We start from the raw sequence: 23,768 nt of genomic DNA on the forward strand, positions 1-23,768 counted from the left end.
ACTTGCGGCAAGATCGGGTACATGCCGAAAACTTCCGCTCGCCTGCTCGCCCTGCTCTCGCTCCTGCAGGCGCGCCGCGACTGGCCGGGCGCGCTGCTGGCCGAGCGTCTGGAGGTCAGCGCGCGGACGGTCCGCCGCGACGTCGACCGCCTGCGCGAGCTCGGCTACCCGATCGCGACGGCCAAGGGCCCCGACGGCGGCTACCGGCTCGGCGCGGGCGCGGACCTGCCGCCGCTGCTGTTCGACGACGAGCAGGCGGTCGCGCTGGCGGTGGCGCTGCGGACGGTCACCGGCGGCGGGATCGAGGAAGCGGCGGCGCGGGCGTTGACCACGGTCCGGCAGGTGATGCCGTCCCGGCTGCGCCACCGCGTCGACGCCCTGCACGTCACGGCCGTCTCCCCACCGGGGCCGCCGGTGGATCCGTCGGTGCTGGCGACGCTGAGCGCGGCGGTGCACGCCCGCGAGGTGCTGCGGTTCGACTACCTGGACTCGCCGCGCCGCGCGGAGCCCCACCACCTGGTGACCCGCGGCGGCCGCTGGTACCTGGTGGCGTGGGACCTCGACCGCGCGGACTGGCGCACGTTCCGGGTCGACCGGCTGACCCCCCGGATCCCGACCGGCCCGCGGTTCACCCCCCGGGAGGTACCCGGCGGAGACGTGGCGGCGTTCGTGGCGGACCGGTTCTCGGGCAAGGACGAGTGCCGCGGCGAAGTGATCCTGGACCTGCCGGCGAGCGTCGTGTCGACGTACGCGGGCGACGGCGTGGTGGAGGAGCTGGGGCCGTCCCGCTGCCGCCTGGTGCTGGGGGCGTGGTCGTGGGTGGGCCTGGCGGCATCGATCGGCCGGTTCGACGCGGAGATCGAGGTCGTCGGACCGGCGGAGCTGCGGGACGCCTTCGCCCGGCTGGCCCGCCGCTATGCTGCCGCGGCCGGAGGGTGAAATCCGCGGACCGCCGGCCGGCTCGGGGATCCGTCTCCGGACACCGCAGGTTAGCGCCCGCTTACAATGGTGGCGACCGGAGCCGGCCATCCCGGGCGGTGCGGTCTGGGAGGATCACCGGATGACGATGTCGCTGTCGGCCGAACTGTGGCCGGATGTGCAGCCCGAGACCGCTCGCCGGTTGATGCTGGCCGGCGTCGAGGCCTTCGCCAAGCGGGGTTACCACGCCACCACCACCCGGGACATCGCCGGGGCCGCCGGGATGAGCCCGGCCGCGCTCTACGTGCACTTCCCGTCCAAGGCCGCGCTGCTGTTCGCCATCAGCCGGTACGGCCACGAGCAGACGCTGGCCCTGGTCGAGAACGTCGTCGCGAAGGAGTCCGATCCCGTCGAACGGATCCGGCTGATCGTCGAGGACTTCGTCGCCTGGCACGCGCGCCGCCACACCGTCGCCCGGGTCGTGCAGTACGAACTGCAGGCCCTGCCCGAGAAGGAATTCGAAGTGGTCGCCGAGCTCCGGCGCCGCATCGAGCGAATCGTGCGCGACGTGATCACCGCGGGCGCCGAGAGCGGCGTCTTCACCGTCTCCGACGCGCACATCTCGGCCCGCGCGGTGCTGTCGCTGGGCGTCGACGTGGCCCGCTGGTACACGGAGCGCGCCCGCCAGACGCCGACCGCGCTCGGCAAGGAGTACGGCGGTCTCGTGCTCCGGATGCTGGGCGCTTCCCAGCCTGGGACGCCGGTCACAGACTGAGCGGTCGCTTTGACGGCGGATGTTCAGTGGGTGGTATCCAGGTTGCGAATCCGGCCGAGTACTGCCCCTAGGAACCCCGCAGTCGTACTTTCGGGCAACCCCGCGGTCTGCCGGCCCCCAGGAGCAACGTGATTCGGTTTCCGGCGTCTTCGGAGACAAAGCTTCAACAAAGCTGCGAGAGGGCGCCGCGATGGAATTCACCGCGAAGAAGACAATCAAAATGGTCATGGTTGCCGGGGCATTCGCCACCACCGCTCTGCTTTCCGCGTGCAGCGGGAACAATGTCTCTGGCACCGGTTCTCCGGCGAAAAACGAGGCGGCGGCGGCCGTGGAGCAGGTGCCGGAAGGCGGCGGCCAGGGGGCGGCCACCGGAGGTTCCGGCACCGCGCCGAACGGCGACGTCAACTGCAGCCAGTACGGCGGCCAGGTCGGCGCACCGGGACGGCCGAAGATGGACCTGATCGCGGTGGCCGCCACCGACGGCACCACGCCGGGCTGCACCGAGGCGTTCACCGTGATCACCGAGTACTACCGGAAGCTGCCGCAAGCCGAAGGCCCGGGCGAGCGGGTCCTCGACGTCGAGGGGAAGTGGACCTGCGCCCGTCAGGCGGGGTCCGCGGGCAGCCAGGGGGCGGTGGTCTGTGGCGTGCCCAACAGCTCACTGCAGCTGGAGACCAGGCCCTCGACCGGCGCCGGCAAGACGCCTGTCCGGCAGGTCCGCCTGTTCCCGAACACCACCCAGGCGGTGCAGTTCACCGGGTACGACGCCGGGGTGCGGATGGTCCGCTTCCAGCTGGTCACCCGCCAGGACGGCGGTCCGGACAACAGCCACTACGTGCCGCTCGACGGCAAGACCTACCGGCTTCCGCTGCAGGAGGGCGGCAAGGTGCTCAGCGCGGCCACCCTGTGCCCCGGCGAATCGGTCACCATCGACGACCAGGGCTACGGCAACGGGCCGTGCGCCCAGGATCGGCTGCTCCAGAAGCTGAAGGACGGCACCTCGACGCTCGCGCAGATCAGCGTGAACGGTGACGACCGGATCGCCACGGTCAAGGAGATCTACACCCCCTGATTCCGGGGAAATCGAAAACCGGCAGCCGGGAATCTGCCGGTTTCGGGGCGGCGGAAGTGGGGCTGGGGCGTCGATGGTGATCACGCTCCACTCGAACCGGTTTCCGTTGCCGCGGGGTTGTGCTCGAAGCGGGCGATCTCGCGGAGGGACTCGACCGCCTGGCGGAGAGACGCTTCCCACAGCACCTCGCCGTAGGCCGGGGTCGCTTGTGTGGGGTCTCCGACGACGCCCGGGGTGCCGAAGTCGTTCGAGAGCCAACCGAAGCTCACGGGGCGCCCGTTGAAGCCGATGTGCTCGAAGGCCGCGAGGTGTTCGGGTACCCAGCGCTCGGCCCGCGAGAGGTCCACGAGGTCGGGGCGCAGGTGCAGGACGAGGGAGGTCTCCGCGGCGCCGCCGTGGATGCCGAGCTCCCGCTCGTCGAGTCCTTCGCCCGCGGGTGGGGCCGCGCGGACGAGCGAAGGCATGAGGAAGGTCTTGAGCCCGAAGCGTTTGCGGATTTCCCGCAGCGCCACCTGCAGGAGCGCGACGTTGCCGCCGTGCCCGTTGAGGAACACGAGCGTCCCGGCTCCCATGAGCGCTACGGCCCGCCCGATTTCGACGACGGTGCGGAGCAGGGTCCCGGCGTCGAGCCAGACCGTGCCGGGCGCCCAGCTGTGCTCGTCGGATTTCGTGTAGGTGAGGGTGGGGAGCTGCCAGACGTCGAGACCCTCGGCGGCGGCGCGTTCGGCGGCGGCGCCGGCCACCGCTTCCGCGATCAGGGCGTCGGTGCTGAGCGGCAGGTGCGGCCCGTGGTGCTCGAGCGCACCCGTGGGGAGGACGACGATCGATTCCCGGCCGATCCGGTCCGCGAGGGACGGGCCCGCGAGTTCGGCGATCGCGCGGTTCATATCTTGGCCTGCGCGGGCAGTGTCACGGCGAGCTCGGGCACGCCCAGGTGGCCGGGGTTGAGCAGCCCGTCCGGGTCGGTGCGTTCTTTGAGCGCGAGGAGCTCTTCGACTCCGTGGTCGACGTAGAACTGGTGCGGGCTGTGGACGCGCACGCCGAGTTCGACGAGCTTCGCGTATCCCGCGTAGACGTCCGCCGCGCCGGTGTATTCCGCGACGAGCATCCCGATGGGGAAGTGATGCGCGGCTTCGATGTGCAGGATGCCGCCGGGGTACACGGCCTCGACCTCGTGGATGCGGTCGATCAGCGCCTCGCCGCCGACCTCGACGTGGAAGTAGTCCTTGCCGGGACTGTTCTTCTTCAGCCACCAGATGGGGTGGTTGTAGGAGAGCATCGAAACCTTGATCGTCTGCTGGACCCCTTCGCGAACGTCTTCGACCGAGCCGCCGGCCGCGGAGATGAGCGACGACGCCGCGTCGAGCGCCACCGCGTCGATGATCGCGCGCAGGCTCGCGCGCCCGGCGGGGATCGCCGGGTCCGCGGGGAGCCGTTCCGCCACGGCGGCCCGGTCCGCGCTCACCAGCCGTGGCAGTGGCTCGATCGCCCGGAGCGTCCGTACCGCGCCGAGCGCCTCCTCGAAGGTGGGGAAGCTCGCGTAGACGGCACGCCAGTCCTGGGCCGGTTCGAGCCGGACCGTCGCGCGGGCGATCACCCCCGCGGTGCCGTAGGTGTGCACGAAGGTCCGCGCGTCGTCGCCCTCGACGTGGACGAGGGCCGGCTCGGTACCCGGGAGGGCGACGTCGAGCGCGACGACGAAGCCTTCCCAGTTCGTGCCGTGCGCGATCGACCCCGTGCCGCCCGAGCCCCCGGAGAGGAAGCCGCCCAGGGTGGACTGCGCGGTCGACGGATACATCCAGACTTGCTGGCCGCTCGCGTCGGCCGCTCGTTCCAGGAAGGCCAGCGAGGCACCGGCTTCGGCCGTGATGACGCCGTCGCCCACTTCGACGACGGCGCGGGCGCGCGTCGTGTCGAGGATCAGGCCGCCGTGCAGCGGGATGCCCTGCCCGTAGTTGCCCGTGCCTTTGCCGCGGGCCGTGACGGGGACGCGGTGGCGGGTCGCGGCGGCCACGACCACCGCGATCTGCTCCGCGTCCGCCGGATAGGCCACGAGGTCGGCGAGGCCGAGCGGGAGCTGCTCGGAAAGGATGGGGCTCATCGTGGCCTCGTCGACCGAGGCGCGCTCGCGGGTCTTGAGGTCGGCGCTCACGCCGCGCTCGCCGAGCAGCTCGACGAGTTCGGCGCGCAGCGCCTCGATGCTCTCGGTGCTGGTCATGACGCTCCTGTTCACCAGCCGAGGCCGATTTTCGGGTCGAGGAACTGGTTCGTGACGAGGTCGCCGGCGACGAGGCCGCTCTTGACGTGGCCGCCCGACTTCGAAAAGACCGGGGCCGCGATCTTGACGAGCTCGGAGACGCGCTGGTCGTCCATCGCGCCGACGTGCCCGTGGCCGGCGTCGGTCGCGATCTTGAGGTCCTTCATCTGCGCGACGGCGGCCTTGCCCACCGCGGCGTCGTAGGTCCAGCCGTTGTTGTAGGCCTGCACGAGCTTGACGATGAGGTCGTTCGTCGCCGCCGGGTTCTCGAGGAAGTCGACGTCGGCCTGCTGCATGACCGGCACGAGCTTCTTGAGGCACGGCGAGAGCGAGGCCAGTTCGCCGGTGCGGACGGACATCGTCTGCGGGTACGGGGACCAGCCGGTGTCCGCGACGAGCTGGAACTTGAGCGGCTTGCCCCACGCGGCGATTTCGTTCTGGTAGACGTACGGTTCGGCGGTCGCGAAGCCCTGCTGCGCGTCCTTGCCCTTGGCGGTCACGAACTTCGCCGGGGCGCCGTCGTAGCTCCCGTCGAGGATGCCGGCGGGCAGGTAACCCGCGTCGGTGAGATAGGCCATGTAGGCGGCGCCGTTGAAGTACCGGACGACGCCGCCGCTCGCCTGGAGCTTGGTGCCGAGGTCCTTGATCGTGGTGACGTCCGGGTAGGTCTTCGGGTCCCACATGATCATCATCGGCGACTTGTCGTTCTGGGCGAACACGGCCGTGGTCGGCATGTCCCCGGAGAACTGGACGGCCTCGTCGGTGGAGACGTAGCCGAGGGTGATCGACTTGTCCTGGTTCATCTGGGCCGAGACCTTCGAGAAGCCGATCGCCGGCCCGCCGGCGCGGACCTGGAGCTTGACGCCGGTCGGCCTGCCGTTGGCGTAGAGGTCGCTCGTCACGGACTTCTGACTGGCATCGATCGAGGGGTTGGGGCCGAGCAGCTGGTAAAGGTGCCCGTGGTCGGCCTCGGGATTCCAGTCGGTCTGGACGACGACCGTCGACGGGCACACGCCGGCGAGGTCGACGGCGGGTCCGGTCGGGACGGGCGCCGGGGGCGCCGCGCCGGCGTCGGCCGATCCGCTCGCACCGCAGGCGGTGAGGGCGGCGGCGAGCGTGACGACGGACAGGATGACGGCGGCGGTGCGGGGTCGGGTACGCATGGAACTCCGTTTCGGGGGAGGGGAACTCACGTGAAGTCGAACCAGCGGCCGACCGCGAGCCGGCCGATGAGCCCGAAGGCGAGGAAGACGGCGATGCCGTAGAGCGAGGCGATGATGATCGTCGCGTACAGCTCGGGACCCATCAGCCGGGACGCCGTGACCTGGATGAGGACGCCGAGGCCGGGATCGCCGCGCTGGAAGAACTGGTCTCCCACGATCGCGCCGATCACCGACAGGCCCGCGGAGGTGCGGAGGCCGACGAAGATCGAGGGGAGCGCGGCCGGGATCTGCAGCTTGAGGAGCCGGGTCAGCCGGTCGGCGCCCTGGAGTGCGAAGAGCTCGCGTTGCGCACGGTCGGTGGAATGCAGGCCGAAGAGGGTGTTCGAGACCATGGGGAACAGCGCGATCATGACGGTGACGATCACGCGCGACAGGAAGGCGTAGCCGAACAGCGCCCCGATGAGCGGCACGAGCGCGAGGATCGGCACGCACTGAAGCACGACGGCGTACGGATACAGCGCCTTCTCGAGACCCTTGGCCTGGGCCATGACGGTGGCCCACAGGACCCCGAGGACGATGGCCGCGGCGAGACCGACGAGCGAGACGACCGTCGTGCGGCCGAGTGCGGCCCACAGCTCCGCGTCGAACCCGGTCGGGGCGCCGTCGGGGCGGGTGTCGTCGATGATCGCCGTCAGCACGAGGTGCGGGTACGGCACGAGGTAGGGCGACTCGACGACCTGGTCGTAATACGCCGCCGCCGCGTACCACAGCCCGACGAAGACGCCGAAGGCCACGACGGGCTGCCACCACGACGCCGGTTTCCGCCGGGGCGCCCACGCGGCGGTGGTCCGCCGGGCCGCGGTTTCCTGGAGCGTGGGCATCAGCTGTGCCCCTTCCTGAGCGCGTGCGAGACGTCGCCGACGAGCTCGGCGAACTCCGGGGTGAAGCGGATGTCCGGATCCCGCGGCATCGGGAACGGCACGTCGAACCGCGCGACGATGGAGCCCGGCCGGCCGGACATGACGACGACCTCGGTCGAGAGGTAGACGGCCTCGGAAACCGAGTGCGTGACGAACAGCCCCGCGAACCGCTGCTCGACGAACAACCGCAGCAGCTCGTCGTTGAGGCGTTCGCGCGTGATCTCGTCGAGCGCCCCGAACGGCTCGTCGAACAGGAAGAGCTCGGGGTCGAGCGTGAGCGACCGCGCGAGGGAGACGCGCATCTTCATGCCTCCCGAGAGCTGCTTCGGAAGGTGCTTCTCGAATCCGTCGAGGCCGACGAGGCCGATCGCGGCGGCCGCCTTCGCGGTCCGGTCCACTTTGGACGCCCGGTTGAGCTCGGCGAGGAGTTCGACGTTGCCCTGGACCGACCGCCACGGAAGGAGCGTCGCGTCCTGGAAGACGTAGCCGATGCGGCTCGTGCTCACGTCGGCCGCTCCGCCCGACGCCGATTCGAGGCCCGACGCGATGCGCAGCAGCGTCGACTTGCCGCAGCCGCTCGGGCCCACGATCGAGACGAATTCGCCGCGGTCCACGGTCAGGTCGACGCCGTCGAGGGCCGCCGTGCCGTCGGGGAAGACGAGGTCGACGTCGCGGAAGTCCAGCAGGGTCGAGCGAATGGCCGGCTCGGCCGCGGTCGTGGTGGACATGCGATTCCCTTCAGGAAGCGGGGACGAACACCGGCAGTGCCGGGAGTTCGCACTGTGTCTCGGTGATCGCGACGACGCGGCCGCGGTGGACGACGATGCGGTCGGCGGACGCGGTGGCGATCGCGTCGACGAGGTTCACCGCCCGGATGGCGAGGAAGTCGGCTTGGGCGCCGACGACCGGACCCGCGGGTGGCAGCCCCATGACGGATCTTGCCCCGGTGCTCACGAGCCCGTAGGCGTCCTCCGGTGGGAGATGGCCCGCCGTGACGAGAAGCGACGCGGTTTCGAGTGCGTCGCCGCGGCCCACCGGGTTGAACGGATCGCGCACGTTGTCCGCCCCGGCGCCGAGGCGGACGCCCGCGTCGAGAAGTTCGCGCAGCGGCGCGAGACCGCGCGGCGTCGAGACGGGGTGCTCCCATCCCTGGAGGTAGAGATTCGTGATGGGCAGCGTGACGATGCCGACGTCCGCGGCCTTGACGTCCGCGATGATCGCGTCCCGCCGTGCGGCTTCGAGCGTGCCGAGCCGCACGCAGTGGCCGGCGGTGCGCGGGCGGCCGGCCGGCCAGTCGCGCACCGCGCGGGCATAGGTGTCGAGGGTGACGGGGCCGGAAAGGGTCTCGTCGGCGTGGAGGTCGGCGCCGATCTCGCGCCGCTGTGCGAGCGCGAGCAGCCGCGCGAGGTCCGCCGCGGGATCGGGAGCGAGGTGCGGAGCGCCGCCGACCAGGTCGACGCCGACGTCCAGGACCGCTTCCACGTGCTGATCGGGGCAGTCCGGCGGGGCGAGCGCCACGAGCTCGATGTCCATGAGGCCCTCGAGTTCCGCCCGGACCTGCACGAGGGCACGTGCTCCGCGCGTCACGTCTTCGAGGCCCGCGCCGCTGTCGCCGAGGACGTCGACGTGGGACCGGATCGCCGTGGTGCCCGCGGCGAGCATCGCGAGGGCCTGCGCCCGGGCGCGCTCGACGATCGACTCGACGCTCATCGCCGACGCGTGCGACCGCCACGCGTCGATCGCGGAGCCGAGGTCACCGAGCTTCGGGTTGACGGCGTCGAAACTCCGGGCCTTGTCGAGGTGCGCGTGGGGCTCGGCCGGGGCGGGAAGCAGCAGCCGGCCACGCAGGTCGAGGGTCGGCCCGAGGGGCTCGGTCGTGCCCGCGGCGGCGATCCCGGTGACCACGCCCGAGGCGATCGAGAGGTCCACGACGCGCCCGTCGGGCAGCTTCGCGTTGCGCACCCCGGCGATCGGGCGGGGTAGCGAGTCGGCCATGGGGTCTCCGGTGTCGGGGTGGTGCGGAACCGCGGGGATGGTGTAAATGTTGATCGCATCAACATTGGCCGACGGTACGGAGCCGAGATTTCCGATGTGTAAAACCCCGTGTTCTTTGTGTTGCCCCTGCGGCCCGGCGGGGCGGCGGCGGTCACCGTGAAGGAAGCCGAGCACGCGTCTTCACGGGTCGTCGACGAGCAGGCCGAGCGGGTCGGGACGCGCATCCGCGAGCTGCGCCGGTCTCGTGGTCTCACGCTCGTCCAGCTGGCCGGGCGCACGGACCTTTCGCACCCGTTCCTCAGCCAGCTGGAGCGGGGACACGCCCGGCCGAGCATGGTTTCGCTCGACCGCATCGCGAAGGCGCTCGGCACGACCCAGGTCGAGCTCATCGCGGCCGGTGCCCCGGGCCTGCCGGACGCCGAGGCCGGGCGAGCCGACGTGCTGCGCGCCGGCGAGGGCGCCCGCAACCAGTTCCCCCACGGCGAGGTCAGGCTGCTCACGCGCGGCAGGCGGGCGTTCGATCCGATCGAGTGGACCGGGACCAGCTCCGAGTTCGGGGACTACTTCCGCCACCCCGAGGACGAGTTCGTCCACGTCGTGGGCGGGGCGCTCCTGCTGGACCTCGAAAAGGACGGGACCGTCCGGCTCGACGTGGGGGACTCCGTCTACTACCCGGGTGGCACGGCCCACCGCTGGTGCTCGCCCGACGGATCGCGGTTCCACCTCGTCGTGGTGAAACAGAAGCCGCTGGAGAACGCATGACCGTGCACGCCCGGCGGCCGGCTCGTCCTCGAGCTGTGAAAGGGTATTCATGCTGACGATCCGGGGCGCCGATCGCATTCTCGTCAGTTCATCCACAGAGGACAGTGGCGATCTCACGCTCGACGACGGTTCCCCGCTCGAGACGGCGCTCGACGCTTCCGGATGCGTGGTGACGCCGGGACTCGTGAACGCCCACCACCACCTCCTGCAGAGCGCGTTCCGCACCCTGCCCGGAACGCGGGGAGTGCCGATGGCCCAGTGGCTCCCCGCGATGGCCGCCGCCTACGCGCGGGTGGGCCACGACCCGGAGGTCTACGCCGTCGCCGCCTCGGTGGGGGCCGCCGAAAGCCTGCTGTGCGGCGTCACGACCATCGCGGACCACCACCTGAACTGGCCGCACGGCGCCCCGATCGCCGACACGGTCGCTCTCGCGAAGGCGACGGCCGAGGCCGTCCGGTCCCTCGGCGCCCGGCTCGTCTTCGTGCGCGGCTCGGCGCGGGACGATCCCGAGTGGGCCGGCGAGTCCGCCGAAGCCATCGTGACCGCGCTCGTTCCCGGGGCCGCCGGCGGGATCTCGCCGGACGGCATGCTCCAGCTCGCGGTCGGCCCCGCCGGGGTCCATTCCGATACCCGCGAGACGTTCGCGGCGCTCGGCGCGGTCGCCGCCCGCCACGGCCTGCGCCGCCGGACCCAGGCCAACGAGCAGGTCGACACCGCGATCGCCCTCGAACGCTACGGGCGCAGGCCGCTCCAGCTCCTCGACGAATGGGGGTGGCTGGAACCGGACGTCACCGTGGCCCACCTGTGTGCCATCACGCCCGGGGAGATCCGCCTTCTCGCGCGGGCGGGGGTGAGCGCGACGCACGCGCCGGGGTGCGACGTCCCCATGGGATGGGGCGTCGCGCCGGTCGCCGCGCTGATCGACGCGGGCGTCGTCGTCGGCCTGGGGACGAGCGGCGGGGGCAGCAACGACGCCGGGCACCTGCTCGCCGACGCCCGGCTCGCCCTCCAGGTCTCGGGCCTGGTGGGGCCGCAGCTGCCCGCGCGCACCGTGCTCGGGATGGCCACGGCGGGTTCCGCCGCGGGGCTGGGACGACCCGAGCTCGGGCACCTGGGTGCCGGGTCGGCGGGCGACTTGTGCGTGTGGGACGTTTCCGGCGTCGCCGACGCGGGCGTGCACGATCCGACAGCGGGACTCCTGTGGGCCTCGCCCGGGCGGCGGCCGAAACACGTGGTCGTCGGCGGGCGCATCGTCGTGCGGGATCACCGGCTGGTCACGGCCGACGAGACGGACCTCGTGGCTCGGCTGCGCGAACGAATAGGGCGTGTCCGACCGGCGCCGGTGTGACCGGTTCGTGTCCGAAATGTTCTTCCCCGCCCTTGCCTGCCGGTTATAGTCGCTGGCCAGGGCCCCGGAGTGCCGGGCCCTTCCTTGGGGGAAGGAAACGACGTCGGATGAGCGGGTTCGTCACCGCGGCTTTGGCTTTTCCCGCCGTGCTCTTCAGCTTCCTGCTGATCGTCGTGATCGGCTACTGGGGGCTGGCCCTGCTCGGCGTCCTCGACATCGAAGACGGTGACATCGGGTTCTTCGGCGGGGTTCCGCTGCCCATCTCGCTGTCGCTGCTCGTCGCCTTCAGCTGGTTTCTCAGTCTCGTCGGGACCGTTCTCATCGACGGCCTGGGCACACCCTTGCGAGTCGGGCTCGGGGTGGGTGTTCTGCTGGTCGCTCTCGTGCTCGGGGCGCTCGGGACCCGGCTGGTCGTCGTGCCGTTGCGGCGCGTCTTCGCCGGGGTCGTGCCGAGCCGGCAGGACTTCGTCGGCCGGGTCGCCGTGGTGCGGACCTCGACCGTCACCGAGGACTTCGGGCAGGCCGAAGTGGCCGCCGCCGATGGGGCGTCGGCGATCATCTCCGTCCGGCTCGCCGGGGAAGGCAACCTCGGGATGGGCAGCCGCGTGGTCATCTACGACTACGACAGCGCGGGTGAGTTCTTCTGGGTCAGCCCCCTGGAACTCGAAGCAGAAAAGGACTGACGCATGGATGCCATCGGCCTGGGTGCCGGCGTGTTGATCGCCGTCGTGGTGCTGATCCTCCTGGTGCTGTTGTTCGTCGTGAGCCGGCTGTTCCGGAAGGTGCCGCAGGGCAAGGCGCTGATCATCTCCAAGGTGCGCAAGGTCGACGTCACCTTCACCGGCGCCGTCGTGCTGCCCGTGCTGCACAAGTCCGAGGTCATGGACATCTCGGTGAAGACGATCGACATCGAGCGCACCGGCCGGGAAGGCCTGATCTGCCGGGACAACATCCGCGCCGACATCCGGATTTCGTTCTTCGTGCGGGTCAACAAGACGGCCGAGGACGTGGTGAAGGTCGCGCAGGCGATCGGCACCGAACGCGCGAGCGACCAGGGAACCCTGCAGGAGCTGTTCAGCGCGAAGTTCTCCGAGGCGTTGAAAACCGTCGGCAAGCAGCTCGACTTCGTCGACCTCTACACCAAGCGCAACGAGTTCCGCGACCAGATCATCCGCGTCATCGGCACCGACCTGAACGGGTACAGCCTCGAAGACGCGGCGATCGACTACCTCGAGCAGACGCCGATGACCTCGCTCGACTCGGCGAACATCCTGGACGCGCAAGGTATTCGCAAGATCACCGAGCTGACGGCGATCGAGCACGTGCGCACCAACGAGTTCCGCCGCCACGAAGAGAAAGAAATCACGCGCCAGAACGTGGACGCCCGCGAGGCGATCCTCGAACTGGAGCGGCGCCAGGCCGACGCGGAGATCAAGCAGCGTCGCGAAGTCGAGACCATGCGGGCGCGCGAAGAAGCGGAAACCCTCAAGGTGCAGGCCGAGGAGCGGCTCAAGTCGCAGGCCGCGCAGCTGCGCACCGACGAGCAGCTCGGCATCCAGCAGCAGAACCAGCAGCGTGAAATCGAGGTCGCCGGCAAGAACCGCGAACGCGTCATCGCCATCGAGTCCGAGCGGATCGAAAAGGACCGCCTGCTCGAAGTGATCGGCCGCGAGCGCGAGACCGAGCTTTCCCGGATCTCGAAGGACAAGGAACTCGAAACGGAGAAGCGGTCGATCGCCGAGGTGATCCGCGAACGGATCGCCGTCGAGAAGACCGTCGCGGAGCAGGAAGAGAACATCAAGAAGCTGCGCGTGGTCGAAGAGGCCCAGCGCACCCGCGAGGCCATCGTGATCCGCGCCGAAGCCGAAGCGCAGGAGAACCTGGTCAAGGGCATCAAGGCCGCCGAGGCGTCGGAGCAGGCCGCCAAGCACAAGGCGCGCGAGGAGCTGACCCTCGCCGAGGCGCGCCAGCAGGCCGCCGAGCTGGAGACGCGGGCCAAGATCCGGCTCGCCGAAGGCATCCAGGCCGAAGAGGCCGCCGCGGGTCTCGCCGCCGCGCAGGTCCGGGAGCGTGACGCGGTCGCGCTGGAGAAGGTCGGCCGCGCCGAGGCGATCGTCGAACGCGAGAAGGCGACCGTGGTCGCCGAGGCGCTGCGCGACAAGCTGAAGGGCGAGGCCGAGGGTCTCACCGAGAAGGCCGCCGCCTTGGCTGCCCTCGACAGCGCGAGCCGCGAGCACGAGGAGTACCGGCTGCGGCTGGAAGCGGAGAAGGAGATCCGGCTGGCCGCGCTCGACGTGCAGCGTGACGTCGCCGAGGCGCAGGCGACGGTGCTCAGCGTCGGGCTGGAGAAGGCCGACATCGACATCGTCGGCGGCGAGACCATGTTCTTCGACCGGATCGTCGGCTCGATCGGCCTCGGCAAGAGCGTCGACGGCTTCGTGCAGCACTCCGACGTCGTCCAGTCGCTCGCGCGGCCCTACCTCGACGGGTCGGCCAGCTTCACCGACGACCTCGCCAAGCTGATCGGCGCGGTGAGCACCGAAGACGTGAAGAACCTGACGCTGTCGGCTTTCCTGGCGAAGCAGCTGCAGGCCGGCGGGCCGGACAGCGACAAGCTCCGTGAGCTGATGACCACGGCGCAGCAGCTCGGCCTCGCCGAGACCTCGGTCGCCACCGTCGTCGCCGCGAAGCAGTGACGGCGGCCGAAACGGAGCTGGACGCGGGCACGTATGACGTGCTCCGCGTCCGGCTGGCCGCCCAGGCCGCCGAGCTGGCGAAACGCGCGGACGAGCTCAACGCGCGCCGGCTCGAGGTCTTCGGCAGCGCGCAGCTCGCGCTGGTCGGCACCGAACGCATCCGCACCGCCAACAACTGCGTGCCCCGGGACATCGTCGCGGTCGACGGCCGGATGTTGTTCGGCTACAACGTCTTCATCGGGCTCAAGCCCGAGACGGCCGTCGATGACGTCTTTTCGCTGCAGCGCTTCAGCCACGACGAAAACGCGTTCCGGTTCGACGACGTGAGCGCGCAGGACCTGCCCGAGCTGCTGCGGGACGAGCAGTTCGGGCGGGACTTCGGCGAGCTGTACCGGTACTACCGCCAGGCGAAGCTGCTGCAGCTGCGCCGGCTGGACGGGAAGCTGCTCGCGGTGTTCCAGATCGGCCCGCGCACCGAAGACATCCGGGTGCTGCGGTGGGGCGTCGCGCCCGACGGCGCGGTGTCCTACCTGGACAACCGCGGTGAGCGTGACCACGTCTTTCCGCCGTCGCACGATTTCGAGTGGGTCGAAACCACGCGCGAGGACCACGTCCTCGGCCGGCACCCGCACATCTCGATCGAGGACGAGGTGTTCGTCGAGACCGTCGGCGGCAACCTGACGGTCAAGGTCGAAAACAACACCGAGACCGGCGCCGGCGTCTACGCCGAGCCGGTCGACGAGCCGCTGCAGAGCCTCGCCGACGCCGAGGTCTCCTACGCCCGGATCGGCCCGCTGATCCTGCTGCGCATGCTGCCGTACAAGGAAACCACCTACCGCTACCTGGTCTTCAACACGCGCACCCAGGACGTCGTGCGGCTCGACGGCATCGGGCAGGCGTGCCAGCGGCTCCCCGAGGACCACGGCATCATCTTCCCCGGCGGCTACTACCTCGACACCGGCGTCAGCAAGACGTTCGACACCACTGTGGACGGTCTCGAGTTCGAGCGCGTGATCCGCTCGCCCAACGGCGAGGACGTGCTGTACGTCTTCCACGCGCGAGCCGAGGGACGCTCGCTCCTGTTGCCGTACAACGTGATCCGCAAGGAGGTCGCCAACCCGATCCCGTGCCACGGGTACTCGCTGTTCGACGACGGCACGATGATCCTGTTCCGCGCGCTGTCCGACGAACCGAGCCGCGTGCACCCGATGCAGGTGTGGCGGACGCCGTTCCAGTCGGACACCTACGCCGCGTCGCAGCCGGCCGGCACCGGGCCGCTGGAGCGGGTCGGGAACGCCGACCTCGTCCGCGGGATCTCGGACTGCCTGTCGATCACCAGGATGATCGGGGACATGGCGCCCTCGGCGGCGGTGTTCGAGGCGCTGATCACCGCGTGCGCCCGGGTCTTCGACCACTACCACTGGCTCGGCGAGACCGAGCTGGGTGACCTGCGCTCGCCGCTGTCCGACGTCCGCGTCACCGCCGAGCAGGTGCTGGACGAGTTCGAGACGGTCACCTCGCTGACCGCGCAGGCGGCCGAGGCCGTCGACACCGCGGCGGCCGAGACCGCGTCGCTCGTGCGGCGGGTGCGGGGTGAGGCGCTCAACGCGGCGGACGCGTGGGTGCGGCGCCTGGCCGAGATGCACCGGGCGCGCGGGCGCCTGGTCACCGTGCGGGAGCTGCGGTACGCCGACACCGCCCGCGTGGACGAGCTGATCGCCGGGCTGGATCGCGAGTTCTCCGAGGCCGCGCAGCGGGCCGTGCGGTTCCTGCAGGGCGAGGAGGCGTTCACCGGCTACCACGCCGAAGTCGACGGGCTCATCGCGGCGGCGGGCGCGATCAAGACCGTCGCCGAGGCCGTCCCGGTCGCCGAACAGCTCGACGAGCAGTCCGCCGGCCTGGAGGTGCTCACCGACGTCGTGGGCGGGCTGGACATCGCCGACGCCGTCGTCCGGACGAAGATCCTGGAGCGCGTCGGCGAGGTGATCGGCGCGGTCAACCGGGCCCGGGCCACGCTCGACGCGCGCCGCAAGGAACTCCTGGAGACCGAGGGCCGGGCGGAGTTCGCGGCCGAGTTCGCGCTGCTCGCGCAGGCCATCACGGGCGGGCTCGCGGTCGCGGACACCCCGGAGCGCTGCGACGAGCAGCTGGGCCGGCTGCTGCTGCAGCTGGAGAACCTCGAATCGCGGTTCGGGGAGTTCGACGACTTCCTGACTTCGCTCGGGGAGAAGCGCACCGACGTCTACGAGGCGTTCTCCTCGCGCAAGCAGGCACTGCTCGACGAGCGGGCGCGCCGCGCGGACCGGCTGGTCGAATCGGCCGGGCGCATCCTCGGCAGCGTGACGCGCCGGGTCGGTTCGCTCGGCTCGGTCGACGAGATCAACACCTACTTCGCGGCTGATCCGATGGTCTCGAAGCTGCGCAGCGTCGTCGAAGACCTGCGTGCGCTCGGCGACCAGGTCCGCGCCGAAGAGCTCGAAGGCCGCGTGAAGGCCGCCCGCCAGGAGGCCGGCCGGGCCCTGCGCGACCGGCTGGACCTCTATGGCGACGGCGGCGAGACGATCCGCCTCGGCCGCCACACCTTCGCCGTCAACACCCAGGACATCGACCTGACACTGGTGCCGCACGAAGGCACGATGAAGTTCGCGATCACCGGCACCGACTACCGGGCGCCGGTGCGCGACGCCGCGTTCGAGGCGACCCGGCCGTACTGGGACCAGCTGCTGGTCTCGGAGTCGCCGGAGGTCTACCGGGCCGAGTACCTCGCGACGTCGATCCTCGCCGAACGACCGGCGGCCGAGCTGGTCGAAGCCGACCTCCTGGAAGTCGTGCGGCGCGTGGCGGGGGAGCGGTACGACGAGGGGTACGCGCGCGGGGTGCACGACCACGACGCCGCCGCGATCCTGGCGGCCCTGCTGCGCCTGCGGTCCGCCGCCGGCCTGTTGCGCTACCCGCCCGCGGCCCGTGCGGCGGCTCAGCTGTTCTGGGCCTTCGGCGCCGACGACCGGACCAAGGGCGCGTGGACGACGCGGGCAGCGTCGCTCGCGCGGGTGCGGGAGGCGTTCGGCGACACTCCCGCGCTGGACCAGCTGGCGCGGGAACTCGGGGACGCCATCACGGCGTTCACCAACGGCCTCGGGCTCGAGGCCGAGTTCGCCGGGGAGTACCTGGTCGAGGAGCTGGCCGTCGCCCCGCCCGGGTTCGTCACCAGCGGTGGCGCGCGGGCGGTGCTGGACAAGTTCCGGCTCGACCGGCGCAGCTTCGCCGAAGACCTGGGTTCGCTCGACGACCTGGCGGACCGGTACCAGCTCGCCGACGCGTGGCTTCGGTCCTTTGTGGACTCGGTCGGGCTGCCGGCCGAGGAGCTGCCCGAGGCCGTCGCGATCGAACTGTGCGAACTCCCGCGGTACGACTCGTCGGCGACGCTGACGACCACTGTGGACGGTCTGCTCGGCGCGCACCCGCGGATCACCGGGCGGTCGGTGACGCTGCGGCTGGACGAGGTGCTGGCCCGGACGCACCGGTTCCGCCGTGACCGCGTGCCGGGGTTCCGCGCCTACCAGCGGCTGCGCAACGAGCTCGTCGCGGCCGAACGCGACCGGCTCCGGCTGGCCGAGTACCAGCCGAAGGTGATGAGCGCCTTCGTGCGCAACCGGCTGCTCGACGAGGTCTACCTGCCGCTGATCGGCGACAACCTGGCCAAGCAGCTCGGCGCGACCGGGGACGCCAGGCGCACCGACCAGTCCGGCCTGCTCCTGCTGATTTCGCCGCCGGGGTACGGCAAGACGACGCTCATGGAGTACGTCGCCAGCCGCCTCGGACTGGTCTTCGTGAAGGTCAACGGGCCGGCGCTGGGCCACGACGTCACCTCGGTGGATCCCGCGGACGCGCCCAACGCGACCGCGCGGCAGGAGGTCGAAAAGATTTCCTTCGCGCTGGAACAGGGCAACAACGTGCTGCTGTACCTCGACGACATCCAGCACACGTCGCCGGAGCTGCTGCAGAAGTTCATCTCCCTGTGCGACGCGCAGCGGCGGATGGAAGGCGTGTGGGAGGGCCGCACGCGGACCTACGACCTGCGCGGCAAGCGGTTCGCGGTGTGCATGGCCGGCAACCCGTACACCGAGCAGGGCAAGCGGTTCCGCATCCCCGACATGCTCGCCAACCGCGCGGACGTGTGGAACCTCGGCGACGTACTGTCCGGCAAGGAAGACCTCTTCGCGCTGAGCTACGTCGAGAACTCGCTGACGTCGAACCCCGTGCTGGCCCCGCTCGTCTCGCGGGAGCGGTCCGATGTGGACGTCCTGGTGCGGATGGCGCGCGGCGACGGTTCCGTGCGCGCCGACCAGCTTTCGCAGGCGTATTCGGCGACGGAGCTGGAGCAGATCCTCGCGGTGCTCTGGAAGCTCCTGCGGGTGCAGCGGACCGTGCTGGCGAACAACCAGGCCTACATCGCCTCGGCGGCGCAGGCGGACGCGTCACGCACGGAACCGCCGTTCCAGCTGCAGGGTTCGTACCGGAACATGACCAAGCTGGCCGAGCGGATCGTGCCCGCGCTGAACGACGCGGAACTCGAGGCCCTGATCGACGACCACTACGCGGGCGAGGCGCAGACGCTGACTTCGGGCGCCGAAGCCAACCTGCTCAAGCTGGCCGAGCTGCGGGGACGCCTGTCCGAAGAGCAGGCCCGGCGGTGGGCCGACGTCAAGGCCGCGTACCTGCGGGCGCAGGCGCTGGGCGGCGGCGGCGAGGATCCGATGAGCCGCGCGGTCGGCGCGGTGGGCCTGCTGGCCGACCGGGTGGGCGCGGTCGAAACCGCCATCGGACGTGCGGCGCAACGGCTGGTGCGTGAAGAAGCGTGATCGCTTCGACGCCGATCGTGGGTCCTCCTCGGTCGCGTCCGAAGAGGACCCACGAGACCTCAGCGGGGCAGGACGAGGTGGTCGGCGATGGCGTACAGCTCCGCCTGCGCGCCGGGTCCCGCGACGGCGATCGGCGCGTCGTGGACGGCCTTGAGGATCCAGAGCGTGCGGTAACCGTGCTCGTCCACATAGCGGGTCTCGTGTCCCTGGACCGGTTGCCCCGCGGTGCCGCGCACCCGGCCGGGCTCGTCGCTGCGGACCTGGACCGGCGGCAAGGTGGCGCACGTGCCCACCGAGTAGCTCGTGCGCGAACCGCTCGGGCCGCTCGGGCCGCCCTTCTCGACGTCGAACGTGCACATCCGCAGGCCGTCGGGCAGCTTGCCGAGGCCGAACGCCGGGGTGACGGTGGCCTTGCCCGGGAAGGTGACGTTCTCCGCGACGCGGCGGCCCGCGTCGGTCAGTTGCTGCGCCGACGCCGTGCTGCCCGGCTCCGCGGCCACGTTGACGTACAGCGAGCCGCCATCGGGGTGGGTCAGGTACACCTCGTAACCGCCCGGGCCGCCGGAGTGCGAGCTCTCCACGCCTGCCCGCCCGCCGATGGTGACGGGCCGGCCCGGACCGGACTTGAAGGCGGCCTGCCCGACCGGCATCATCCGCATTTCCTGCACGTCCACGAGCAGGACCTGCGGCCCGGACGTGACCGTCAGCATGTACTCGCCGCCGTACACCGGCTTGTCGGGGTGCGCCGCGCTGCCACCGATGTTGATCCGGCGCGCGAGGTAGTCGGCCTTGCCCGGCGGCAGCCATCCGAGAGAGTAGGGCATGGCCAGCTCCGCGATGGCCGGCTTGGCCGGTGCCGCGACGGCGGCCGAACCGCCGGTCGGGCCGGCGCCGGTGGCCACCTGGCTGTCGCGCGCGGGCCGGTTCAGCGCGACGACGGCGACCGCGGCCAGGACGAGCAGGACCACTCCGGCGGCCGCGAGCGGACGGCTCACCACGGCGCGCCGGCGATCGAGGCGCTCACGCGTGGCCGCCAGTACCTGGTCGCTGTCGGGGGCGTCGGGCTCGTGGGCGGTGAAGGTGTCCTTGATCAGGTTCTCGATGTCCATCAGCTCTCCTTCGCCTGGGCCATCCGGTCGATGCTCAGGCCGTGTCGCAGGGTCGTCAGGGCTTTGCGGGCGTGGGCCCGCACGGTGGCCTGGGCGCAGCCCAGCAGGTCGGCGATGTCGGCGTCGGCGAGCTGCTCGTAGTACCGGAGCACCACGACCGCGCGCTGGCGCCGGGGCAACCGCGCCAGGCGCTGCCACATGTCCTCACGTGCCGCGTGGTCCGACGCGAAGTCGTCCGGCCGCGCCTCGTCCGGCGGGTCGCCCACGGCGATCAGCCGCGCCGACCGGCTGCGCCGCCAGGACAGGTAGTCGTTGGTCACCATCCGCAGGACATAACGGTCGGGGTGCTCGGCGTCGCTGACCCGCGACCACCGTCGGTACGCCTTGACCAGCACGTCCTGCACCAGGTCGGCGGCCTGTTCCCGCTCCCCGGTCAGCATCGTCGCGTAGCGCAGCAACCGCGGCAGGTGCGCCCGGACGAAGTCCTCGTAGTCAGCCATCACTAGGAAGACTGCCGCGGCGCGCGATCCGTGTACCTCCACGCAGAACTTCTTCCGGCACCGCTCGTGGTCAGTTCCGGGTCAGGTTCGCCGACACCTTCCAGAGGCGTTCCGCGGTGGCCGGGTCGAGGGCCCATTCCTTCACCCCGTGCGGGTGGTCGGCGAGTTCGGCGTCGTCCGGCACGGTGTACGCCTCTTGCGCGTCGTCGAGGTAGTGACCGCCGGTGTGGGCGAACTGGGGCGCGACCGCCGCGACGACGCTCGTCGCCGCTCCCTGTCCGACCGTCTTGTAGGCGAAGACGCCCGCGGCTTCGGCCGCGGCGAGGGATCGTTTCTGTGCCGGGGTGAAGTTCCGTTGCAGTCCGGTCGCGACTCCGCCGGGGTTGACGGTGTTCGTGAAGATCCCGTCGGCCGCCCAGCGGCGGGTTGCTTCGACCGCGAACAGCGAGTTCGCCGTTTTCGATTGCGCGTACGCGATTTGGGGGTCGTAGGCGCGGCGGGTGAAGTGCAGGTCGGTGAAGTCGATGCCGGCGCGCATGTGCGCCGTCGAGCTGACCGAGACGATCCGGGCCTCGCCGCGGTCCGCGGCGCCGCGGACCAGCGCCGCGTGCAGACCCGTGGCCAGAGCGAAGTGGCCGAGGTGGTTCGTCGCGAACTGCAGCTCCCAGCCCTGCGCGGTGCAGGCCGGCCCGCCGGTGACGATGCCCGCGTTGTTCACCAGGAGGTGCAGGGGCCCGTCCCACGCTTGCGTGAACCGGCGGACGGACGCCGGGTCGGCGAGGTCGAGCCGGGCGACCCGCGAACGGGGCCCCGCGGTCGCGGCGGCGGTGTTCCGGACGGCCAGGGTCACCTCGGCCCCCGCGGCGGCGAGTGCGCGAGCGGTTTCCGCGCCGATGCCGGACGCCGCCCCGGTGACGATCGCGCGGACGCCCCCGAGGTCGACGCCCGCCAGCACGTCGTCCGCGGTGCTGGTGGCGGTGAACGGCGTGGTGATGAGCTTTCGCGCGGTCATGAACGCACTATACAGACTAAGCAGATCTTGTATAGCTGGATCAGGGCCCGTAGAGTCCTCGCATGTCCGTTTCCGAAGCTCCGGACGCCACCGAGACCGGTCGTCGTGACGCGGTGCTCGAGTCGGCGCTGCTGACGTTCGCCCGGCACGGGTACCGGAAGACCTCCATGGAGGAGGTCGCGCGCGCGGCCCGGATCTCCCGGCCGGGCCTGTACTTCCTGTTCGCGTCCAAACAGGACCTGTTCCGGGCGGCGGTCACCCGGGCGATCGAGCGGGACCTCGCCGCGGCCGAGGAGATCCTCGCCGACCCCGGAAAGCCGTTGCGGGAGCGGCTGGCCGGCGCGTTCGACCGGTGGGCCGGCCGCTACGTCGGGCCGATGAGCCGCGACGTCCCGGCGGTGATCGAGCAGAACCCGGACCTGCTCGGGCCGATCACCCGCACGGCCCCGAAGCGGTTCGAAGAGCTCGTCGTCGCCGCGGTGGGCGGGAAGGCCGCGACGGGTGTCGCGCAGACCTTGATCAGCGCGTCGGTCGGGGTGAAGCACCAGGTGGAAACCCGGGAGGCGTATCTCGGCCGCATGACCACCGCGATCGGCCTCCTCGTCCCCTGACGCTCGACCCGGTTTCGCGATACCCGTCTAGGCTGCGGCGCGCTCGGCGAGCGGGCGGCGGCGCAGGCCCGCGTCGTGCACGGCCGGCGGCTGGTAGTTCTGGTCGAGCGTGCCGATGTTGGTGCCGGGCGGCACGATTTCGTCGATGCGGTCGAGGACGTCGTCGGTGAGCCGGACCTCGACGCCGGCCAGCAGGTCGTCGAGCTGGGGCATGGTCCGCGGGCCGAGCAGCGCGCTGGTGACGCCGGGGTGGGCGATGACGAAGGCCATCGCGAGGTGGGTCATCGGCAGGCCGGCTTCGGCGGCCAGTGGAACGAGCTGCTCGACGACGTCGAGCCGGCGTTCGTCGGTGAGGTGCTTGAGCAGGTGCGTCCGGCGCAGGTCGTTCCGCTCGCCCTTGCGGACGCGCCCGGTGAGCAGGCCCTGGCCGAGCGGGCCCCAGATCAGCGTGCCCATGCCGAAGCGCTCGGCCAGCGGCAGCACTTCGCGTTCGACGCCGCGGTTGAGGAGGGAGTATGCCGCCTGCTCGGCGCGGAACCGCGCCAGGCCGCTCCGTTCGGCGACCCACTGGGCCTCGACGATGTCGGACGCGAGGCTCTGGGACGTGCCGATCGCGCGGATCTTGCCGGCGCGGAGCAGGTCGGTCAGTGCGGAAAGCGTTTCCTCGACGTCCGTCGCGGGGTCGGTGCGGTGCAGCTGGTAGAGATCGATGTGGTCGACCCCCAGGCGCCGCAACGAGTTCTCGACGGCGGTGACGATCCAGCGCCGGGACGCGCCTTGGTGGTGCGGATCGTCACCGACCTGACGGCCGAACTTGGTGGCGAGCACGACGTCGTCGCGGCGGCCCCGCAACGCTTTGCCGACGACCTCTTCGGAATCGCCGTAGGCGTCGGCGGTGTCGACGAAGTTGATCCCCGCGTCCAGTGCCTTGTGGATCATGCGGGCGGAGTCGTCCGGGTCGGGATTGCCGAAGGAGGTCGCGAACATCATCGCGCCGAGCGCGTACGGGCTGACCTTGATCCCGGTCCGGCCGAGGGTGCGGTAGTGCATGGGTTCTCTCCCGCCGAGGTGCCGGCCGGCGCGGATGCCGTACGCTGGCCGTAAGTGGAAACCTATTCCGGAACTATACGGAAAGGCTTTCCGGTTACGCAACCGAGAGGGGCGAAGTGACCCAGGAGACCCGGCGGCGGCGCGCCGACGCCCAGCGCAACGTCGAGGCCTTGATCGAGGCGGCGCGGACGGTCTTCGACACCTCTGGCGTCGATGCCCCGGCGAAAGAGATCACCGACCTCGCCGGAGTCGGCGTCGGCACGCTGTACCGGCACTTCCCCCAGCGCTCGGACCTGGTCAAGGCCGTCGTGCGGACCGGAATCGACGCCGTCGCCGACGCCGGCCCCGAGCTGAGCGCCGCCCATCCGCCGGAGCGGGCGCTTTCGCTCTGGATCGACCGGTTCGTCGAGCTCCTCGGGACCAAGCGCGGGCTCGCCTCGGCCCTGCACTCGGGTGATCCGGCGTTCGAAGGGCTGCCCGGCTACTTCATGGAGCGGCTGGTTCCCACGCTCACGGCCCTGCTCGACGCGGCGGTCGCCGACGGCGCGATCCGCGACGACCTCGGCGCCGAGGACCTCCTGTACGCGATCACGTTGTTGTGCCAGCCCGTTCCCGGCCGCGAGCCGGGGCACGGCAGGCGCTTGGTCGCCGTCCTCGTCGACGGCCTCCGCTACGGCGCCGGCTGAAGGGCGGCGACCATCCGGTCACGCGAACCGGC

20 protein-coding genes are annotated in these 23,768 nt (G+C 71.0%); 10 read left to right on the forward strand and 10 right to left on the reverse strand.

What is annotated here, in order from left to right; all coding sequences use genetic code 11:
• The first annotated feature begins 21 nt into the window (after positions 1 to 21).
• The 3 genes from AA23TX_RS11815 (at position 22) to AA23TX_RS11825 (ending at position 2,765) form a co-directional block, all read left to right on the forward strand.
• Positions 22 to 939, forward strand: coding sequence for a helix-turn-helix transcriptional regulator (locus tag AA23TX_RS11815; protein ID WP_196425286.1), 918 nt, complete (start codon positions 22 to 24; stop codon positions 937 to 939).
• Positions 940 to 1,060: 121 nt separating this feature from the next.
• Positions 1,061 to 1,693, forward strand: coding sequence for a TetR/AcrR family transcriptional regulator (locus tag AA23TX_RS11820; RefSeq protein WP_155542578.1), 633 nt, complete (start codon positions 1,061 to 1,063; stop codon positions 1,691 to 1,693).
• A 190-nt stretch (positions 1,694 to 1,883) separates the two neighbouring features.
• Positions 1,884 to 2,765: a hypothetical protein gene (locus AA23TX_RS11825; protein ID WP_155542579.1), complete on the forward strand. Its 882-nt coding sequence runs from the start codon at positions 1,884 to 1,886 to the stop codon at positions 2,763 to 2,765.
• An 80-nt stretch (positions 2,766 to 2,845) separates the two neighbouring features.
• Here AA23TX_RS11825 and AA23TX_RS11830 read toward each other — a convergent pair whose 3' ends face one another.
• The 6 genes from AA23TX_RS11830 to AA23TX_RS11855 are packed head-to-tail and all read right to left on the reverse strand — an operon-like array spanning position 2,846 to position 9,100.
• Positions 2,846 to 3,652: a creatininase family protein gene (locus AA23TX_RS11830; protein ID WP_155542580.1), complete on the reverse strand. Its 807-nt coding sequence runs from the start codon at positions 3,650 to 3,652 to the stop codon at positions 2,846 to 2,848.
• Positions 3,649 to 4,983, reverse strand: a complete 1,335-nt coding sequence (locus tag AA23TX_RS11835; RefSeq protein ID WP_155542581.1) for an FAD-binding oxidoreductase — start codon at positions 4,981 to 4,983, stop codon at positions 3,649 to 3,651. Before AA23TX_RS11835 ends, AA23TX_RS11830 begins: the two co-directional genes overlap by 4 nt.
• 11 nt (positions 4,984 to 4,994) lie before the next feature.
• The gene (locus AA23TX_RS11840; RefSeq protein WP_155542582.1) at positions 4,995 to 6,185 is read right to left on the reverse strand and encodes an ABC transporter substrate-binding protein; all 1,191 of its coding nucleotides are present in this window, start codon (positions 6,183 to 6,185) and stop codon (positions 4,995 to 4,997) included.
• 26 nt (positions 6,186 to 6,211) lie between these two features.
• Positions 6,212 to 7,066, reverse strand: a complete 855-nt coding sequence (locus AA23TX_RS11845) for an ABC transporter permease (protein ID WP_155542583.1) — start codon at positions 7,064 to 7,066, stop codon at positions 6,212 to 6,214.
• Complete coding sequence (locus AA23TX_RS11850) at positions 7,066 to 7,833, reverse strand: ABC transporter ATP-binding protein (protein ID WP_155542584.1); 768 nt, start codon at positions 7,831 to 7,833, stop codon at positions 7,066 to 7,068. Before AA23TX_RS11850 ends, AA23TX_RS11845 begins: the two co-directional genes overlap by 1 nt.
• 10 nt (positions 7,834 to 7,843) lie before the next feature.
• Positions 7,844 to 9,100 (reverse strand): amidohydrolase family protein, encoded by a 1,257-nt coding sequence (locus AA23TX_RS11855; protein ID WP_155542585.1) that lies wholly within the window; start codon positions 9,098 to 9,100, stop codon positions 7,844 to 7,846.
• 108 nt (positions 9,101 to 9,208) lie between these two features.
• Here AA23TX_RS11855 and AA23TX_RS11860 point away from each other — a divergent pair, with 108 nt between their 5' ends.
• From AA23TX_RS11860 to AA23TX_RS11880, 5 genes are all read left to right on the forward strand, one after another.
• Positions 9,209 to 9,862 (forward strand): helix-turn-helix domain-containing protein, encoded by a 654-nt coding sequence (locus AA23TX_RS11860; RefSeq protein WP_196425287.1) that lies wholly within the window; start codon positions 9,209 to 9,211, stop codon positions 9,860 to 9,862.
• Positions 9,863 to 9,911: 49 nt separating this feature from the next.
• Positions 9,912 to 11,210, forward strand: a complete 1,299-nt coding sequence (locus AA23TX_RS11865; protein ID WP_155542586.1) for an amidohydrolase family protein — start codon at positions 9,912 to 9,914, stop codon at positions 11,208 to 11,210.
• Positions 11,211 to 11,317: 107 nt separating this feature from the next.
• Positions 11,318 to 11,893: a hypothetical protein gene (locus AA23TX_RS11870; RefSeq protein WP_155542587.1), complete on the forward strand. Its 576-nt coding sequence runs from the start codon at positions 11,318 to 11,320 to the stop codon at positions 11,891 to 11,893.
• Positions 11,894 to 11,896: 3 nt separating this feature from the next.
• Positions 11,897 to 13,906, forward strand: a complete 2,010-nt coding sequence (locus tag AA23TX_RS11875; protein ID WP_155542588.1) for a flotillin family protein — start codon at positions 11,897 to 11,899, stop codon at positions 13,904 to 13,906.
• Entirely contained in the window at positions 13,903 to 18,768 is a 4,866-nt protein-coding gene (locus AA23TX_RS11880) for a DNA repair ATPase (RefSeq protein WP_155542589.1), read from the forward strand. Before AA23TX_RS11875 ends, AA23TX_RS11880 begins: the two co-directional genes overlap by 4 nt.
• A gap of 59 nt (positions 18,769 to 18,827) precedes the next feature.
• On the opposite strand, the gene AA23TX_RS11885 is transcribed toward AA23TX_RS11880, so the two are convergent.
• The 3 genes from AA23TX_RS11885 to AA23TX_RS11895 form a co-directional block, all read right to left on the reverse strand.
• A complete protein-coding gene (locus tag AA23TX_RS11885) occupies positions 18,828 to 19,877 on the reverse strand; it encodes a hypothetical protein (protein ID WP_155542590.1) in 1,050 nt (349 codons plus the stop codon).
• Positions 19,877 to 20,377: a SigE family RNA polymerase sigma factor gene (locus tag AA23TX_RS11890; RefSeq protein ID WP_167441576.1), complete on the reverse strand. Its 501-nt coding sequence runs from the start codon at positions 20,375 to 20,377 to the stop codon at positions 19,877 to 19,879. The genes AA23TX_RS11885 and AA23TX_RS11890 overlap by 1 nt, the downstream gene beginning before the upstream one ends.
• 70 nt (positions 20,378 to 20,447) lie before the next feature.
• Positions 20,448 to 21,389 carry an SDR family NAD(P)-dependent oxidoreductase gene (locus AA23TX_RS11895; protein WP_155542591.1) on the reverse strand — a complete coding sequence of 314 codons (942 nt, stop codon included), beginning with the start codon at positions 21,387 to 21,389 and terminating at the stop codon, positions 20,448 to 20,450.
• A gap of 62 nt (positions 21,390 to 21,451) precedes the next feature.
• Between AA23TX_RS11895 and AA23TX_RS11900 the strand changes: the two genes are divergently transcribed.
• Complete coding sequence (locus AA23TX_RS11900) at positions 21,452 to 22,000, forward strand: TetR/AcrR family transcriptional regulator (protein ID WP_155542592.1); 549 nt, start codon at positions 21,452 to 21,454, stop codon at positions 21,998 to 22,000.
• 27 nt (positions 22,001 to 22,027) lie between these two features.
• Here AA23TX_RS11900 and AA23TX_RS11905 read toward each other — a convergent pair whose 3' ends face one another.
• Complete coding sequence (locus AA23TX_RS11905; protein ID WP_155542593.1) at positions 22,028 to 23,050, reverse strand: aldo/keto reductase; 1,023 nt, start codon at positions 23,048 to 23,050, stop codon at positions 22,028 to 22,030.
• 116 nt (positions 23,051 to 23,166) lie between these two features.
• Between AA23TX_RS11905 and AA23TX_RS11910 the strand changes: the two genes are divergently transcribed.
• On the forward strand, positions 23,167 to 23,736 hold the full coding sequence (locus AA23TX_RS11910; protein ID WP_155542594.1) for a TetR/AcrR family transcriptional regulator: 570 nt from the start codon (positions 23,167 to 23,169) through the stop codon (positions 23,734 to 23,736).
• Positions 23,737 to 23,768 lie beyond the last annotated feature (32 nt).

This window comes from Amycolatopsis camponoti (assembly GCF_902497555.1).
In the GTDB taxonomy this organism is placed as follows: domain Bacteria; phylum Actinomycetota; class Actinomycetes; order Mycobacteriales; family Pseudonocardiaceae; genus Amycolatopsis; species Amycolatopsis camponoti.

Coding starts and splice junctions, on each gene's coding strand:
- AA23TX_RS11890 (WP_167441576.1), bottom strand. CDS start 20,377: ATGGCTGACTACGAGGACTTCGTCCGGGCGCACCTGCCGCGGTTGCTG.
- AA23TX_RS11840 (WP_155542582.1), bottom strand. CDS start 6,185: ATGCGTACCCGACCCCGCACCGCCGCCGTCATCCTGTCCGTCGTCACG.
- AA23TX_RS11865 (WP_155542586.1), top strand. CDS start 9,912: ATGCTGACGATCCGGGGCGCCGATCGCATTCTCGTCAGTTCATCCACA.
- AA23TX_RS11835 (WP_155542581.1), bottom strand. CDS start 4,983: ATGACCAGCACCGAGAGCATCGAGGCGCTGCGCGCCGAACTCGTCGAG.
- AA23TX_RS11825 (WP_155542579.1), top strand. CDS start 1,884: ATGGAATTCACCGCGAAGAAGACAATCAAAATGGTCATGGTTGCCGGG.
- AA23TX_RS11845 (WP_155542583.1), bottom strand. CDS start 7,066: ATGCCCACGCTCCAGGAAACCGCGGCCCGGCGGACCACCGCCGCGTGG.
- AA23TX_RS11820 (WP_155542578.1), top strand. CDS start 1,061: ATGACGATGTCGCTGTCGGCCGAACTGTGGCCGGATGTGCAGCCCGAG.
- AA23TX_RS11855 (WP_155542585.1), bottom strand. CDS start 9,100: ATGGCCGACTCGCTACCCCGCCCGATCGCCGGGGTGCGCAACGCGAAG.
- AA23TX_RS11905 (WP_155542593.1), bottom strand. CDS start 23,050: ATGCACTACCGCACCCTCGGCCGGACCGGGATCAAGGTCAGCCCGTAC.
- AA23TX_RS11885 (WP_155542590.1), bottom strand. CDS start 19,877: ATGGACATCGAGAACCTGATCAAGGACACCTTCACCGCCCACGAGCCC.
- AA23TX_RS11870 (WP_155542587.1), top strand. CDS start 11,318: ATGAGCGGGTTCGTCACCGCGGCTTTGGCTTTTCCCGCCGTGCTCTTC.
- AA23TX_RS11900 (WP_155542592.1), top strand. CDS start 21,452: ATGTCCGTTTCCGAAGCTCCGGACGCCACCGAGACCGGTCGTCGTGAC.
- AA23TX_RS11830 (WP_155542580.1), bottom strand. CDS start 3,652: ATGAACCGCGCGATCGCCGAACTCGCGGGCCCGTCCCTCGCGGACCGG.
- AA23TX_RS11815 (WP_196425286.1), top strand. CDS start 22: ATGCCGAAAACTTCCGCTCGCCTGCTCGCCCTGCTCTCGCTCCTGCAG.
- AA23TX_RS11895 (WP_155542591.1), bottom strand. CDS start 21,389: ATGACCGCGCGAAAGCTCATCACCACGCCGTTCACCGCCACCAGCACC.
- AA23TX_RS11875 (WP_155542588.1), top strand. CDS start 11,897: ATGGATGCCATCGGCCTGGGTGCCGGCGTGTTGATCGCCGTCGTGGTG.
- AA23TX_RS11850 (WP_155542584.1), bottom strand. CDS start 7,833: ATGTCCACCACGACCGCGGCCGAGCCGGCCATTCGCTCGACCCTGCTG.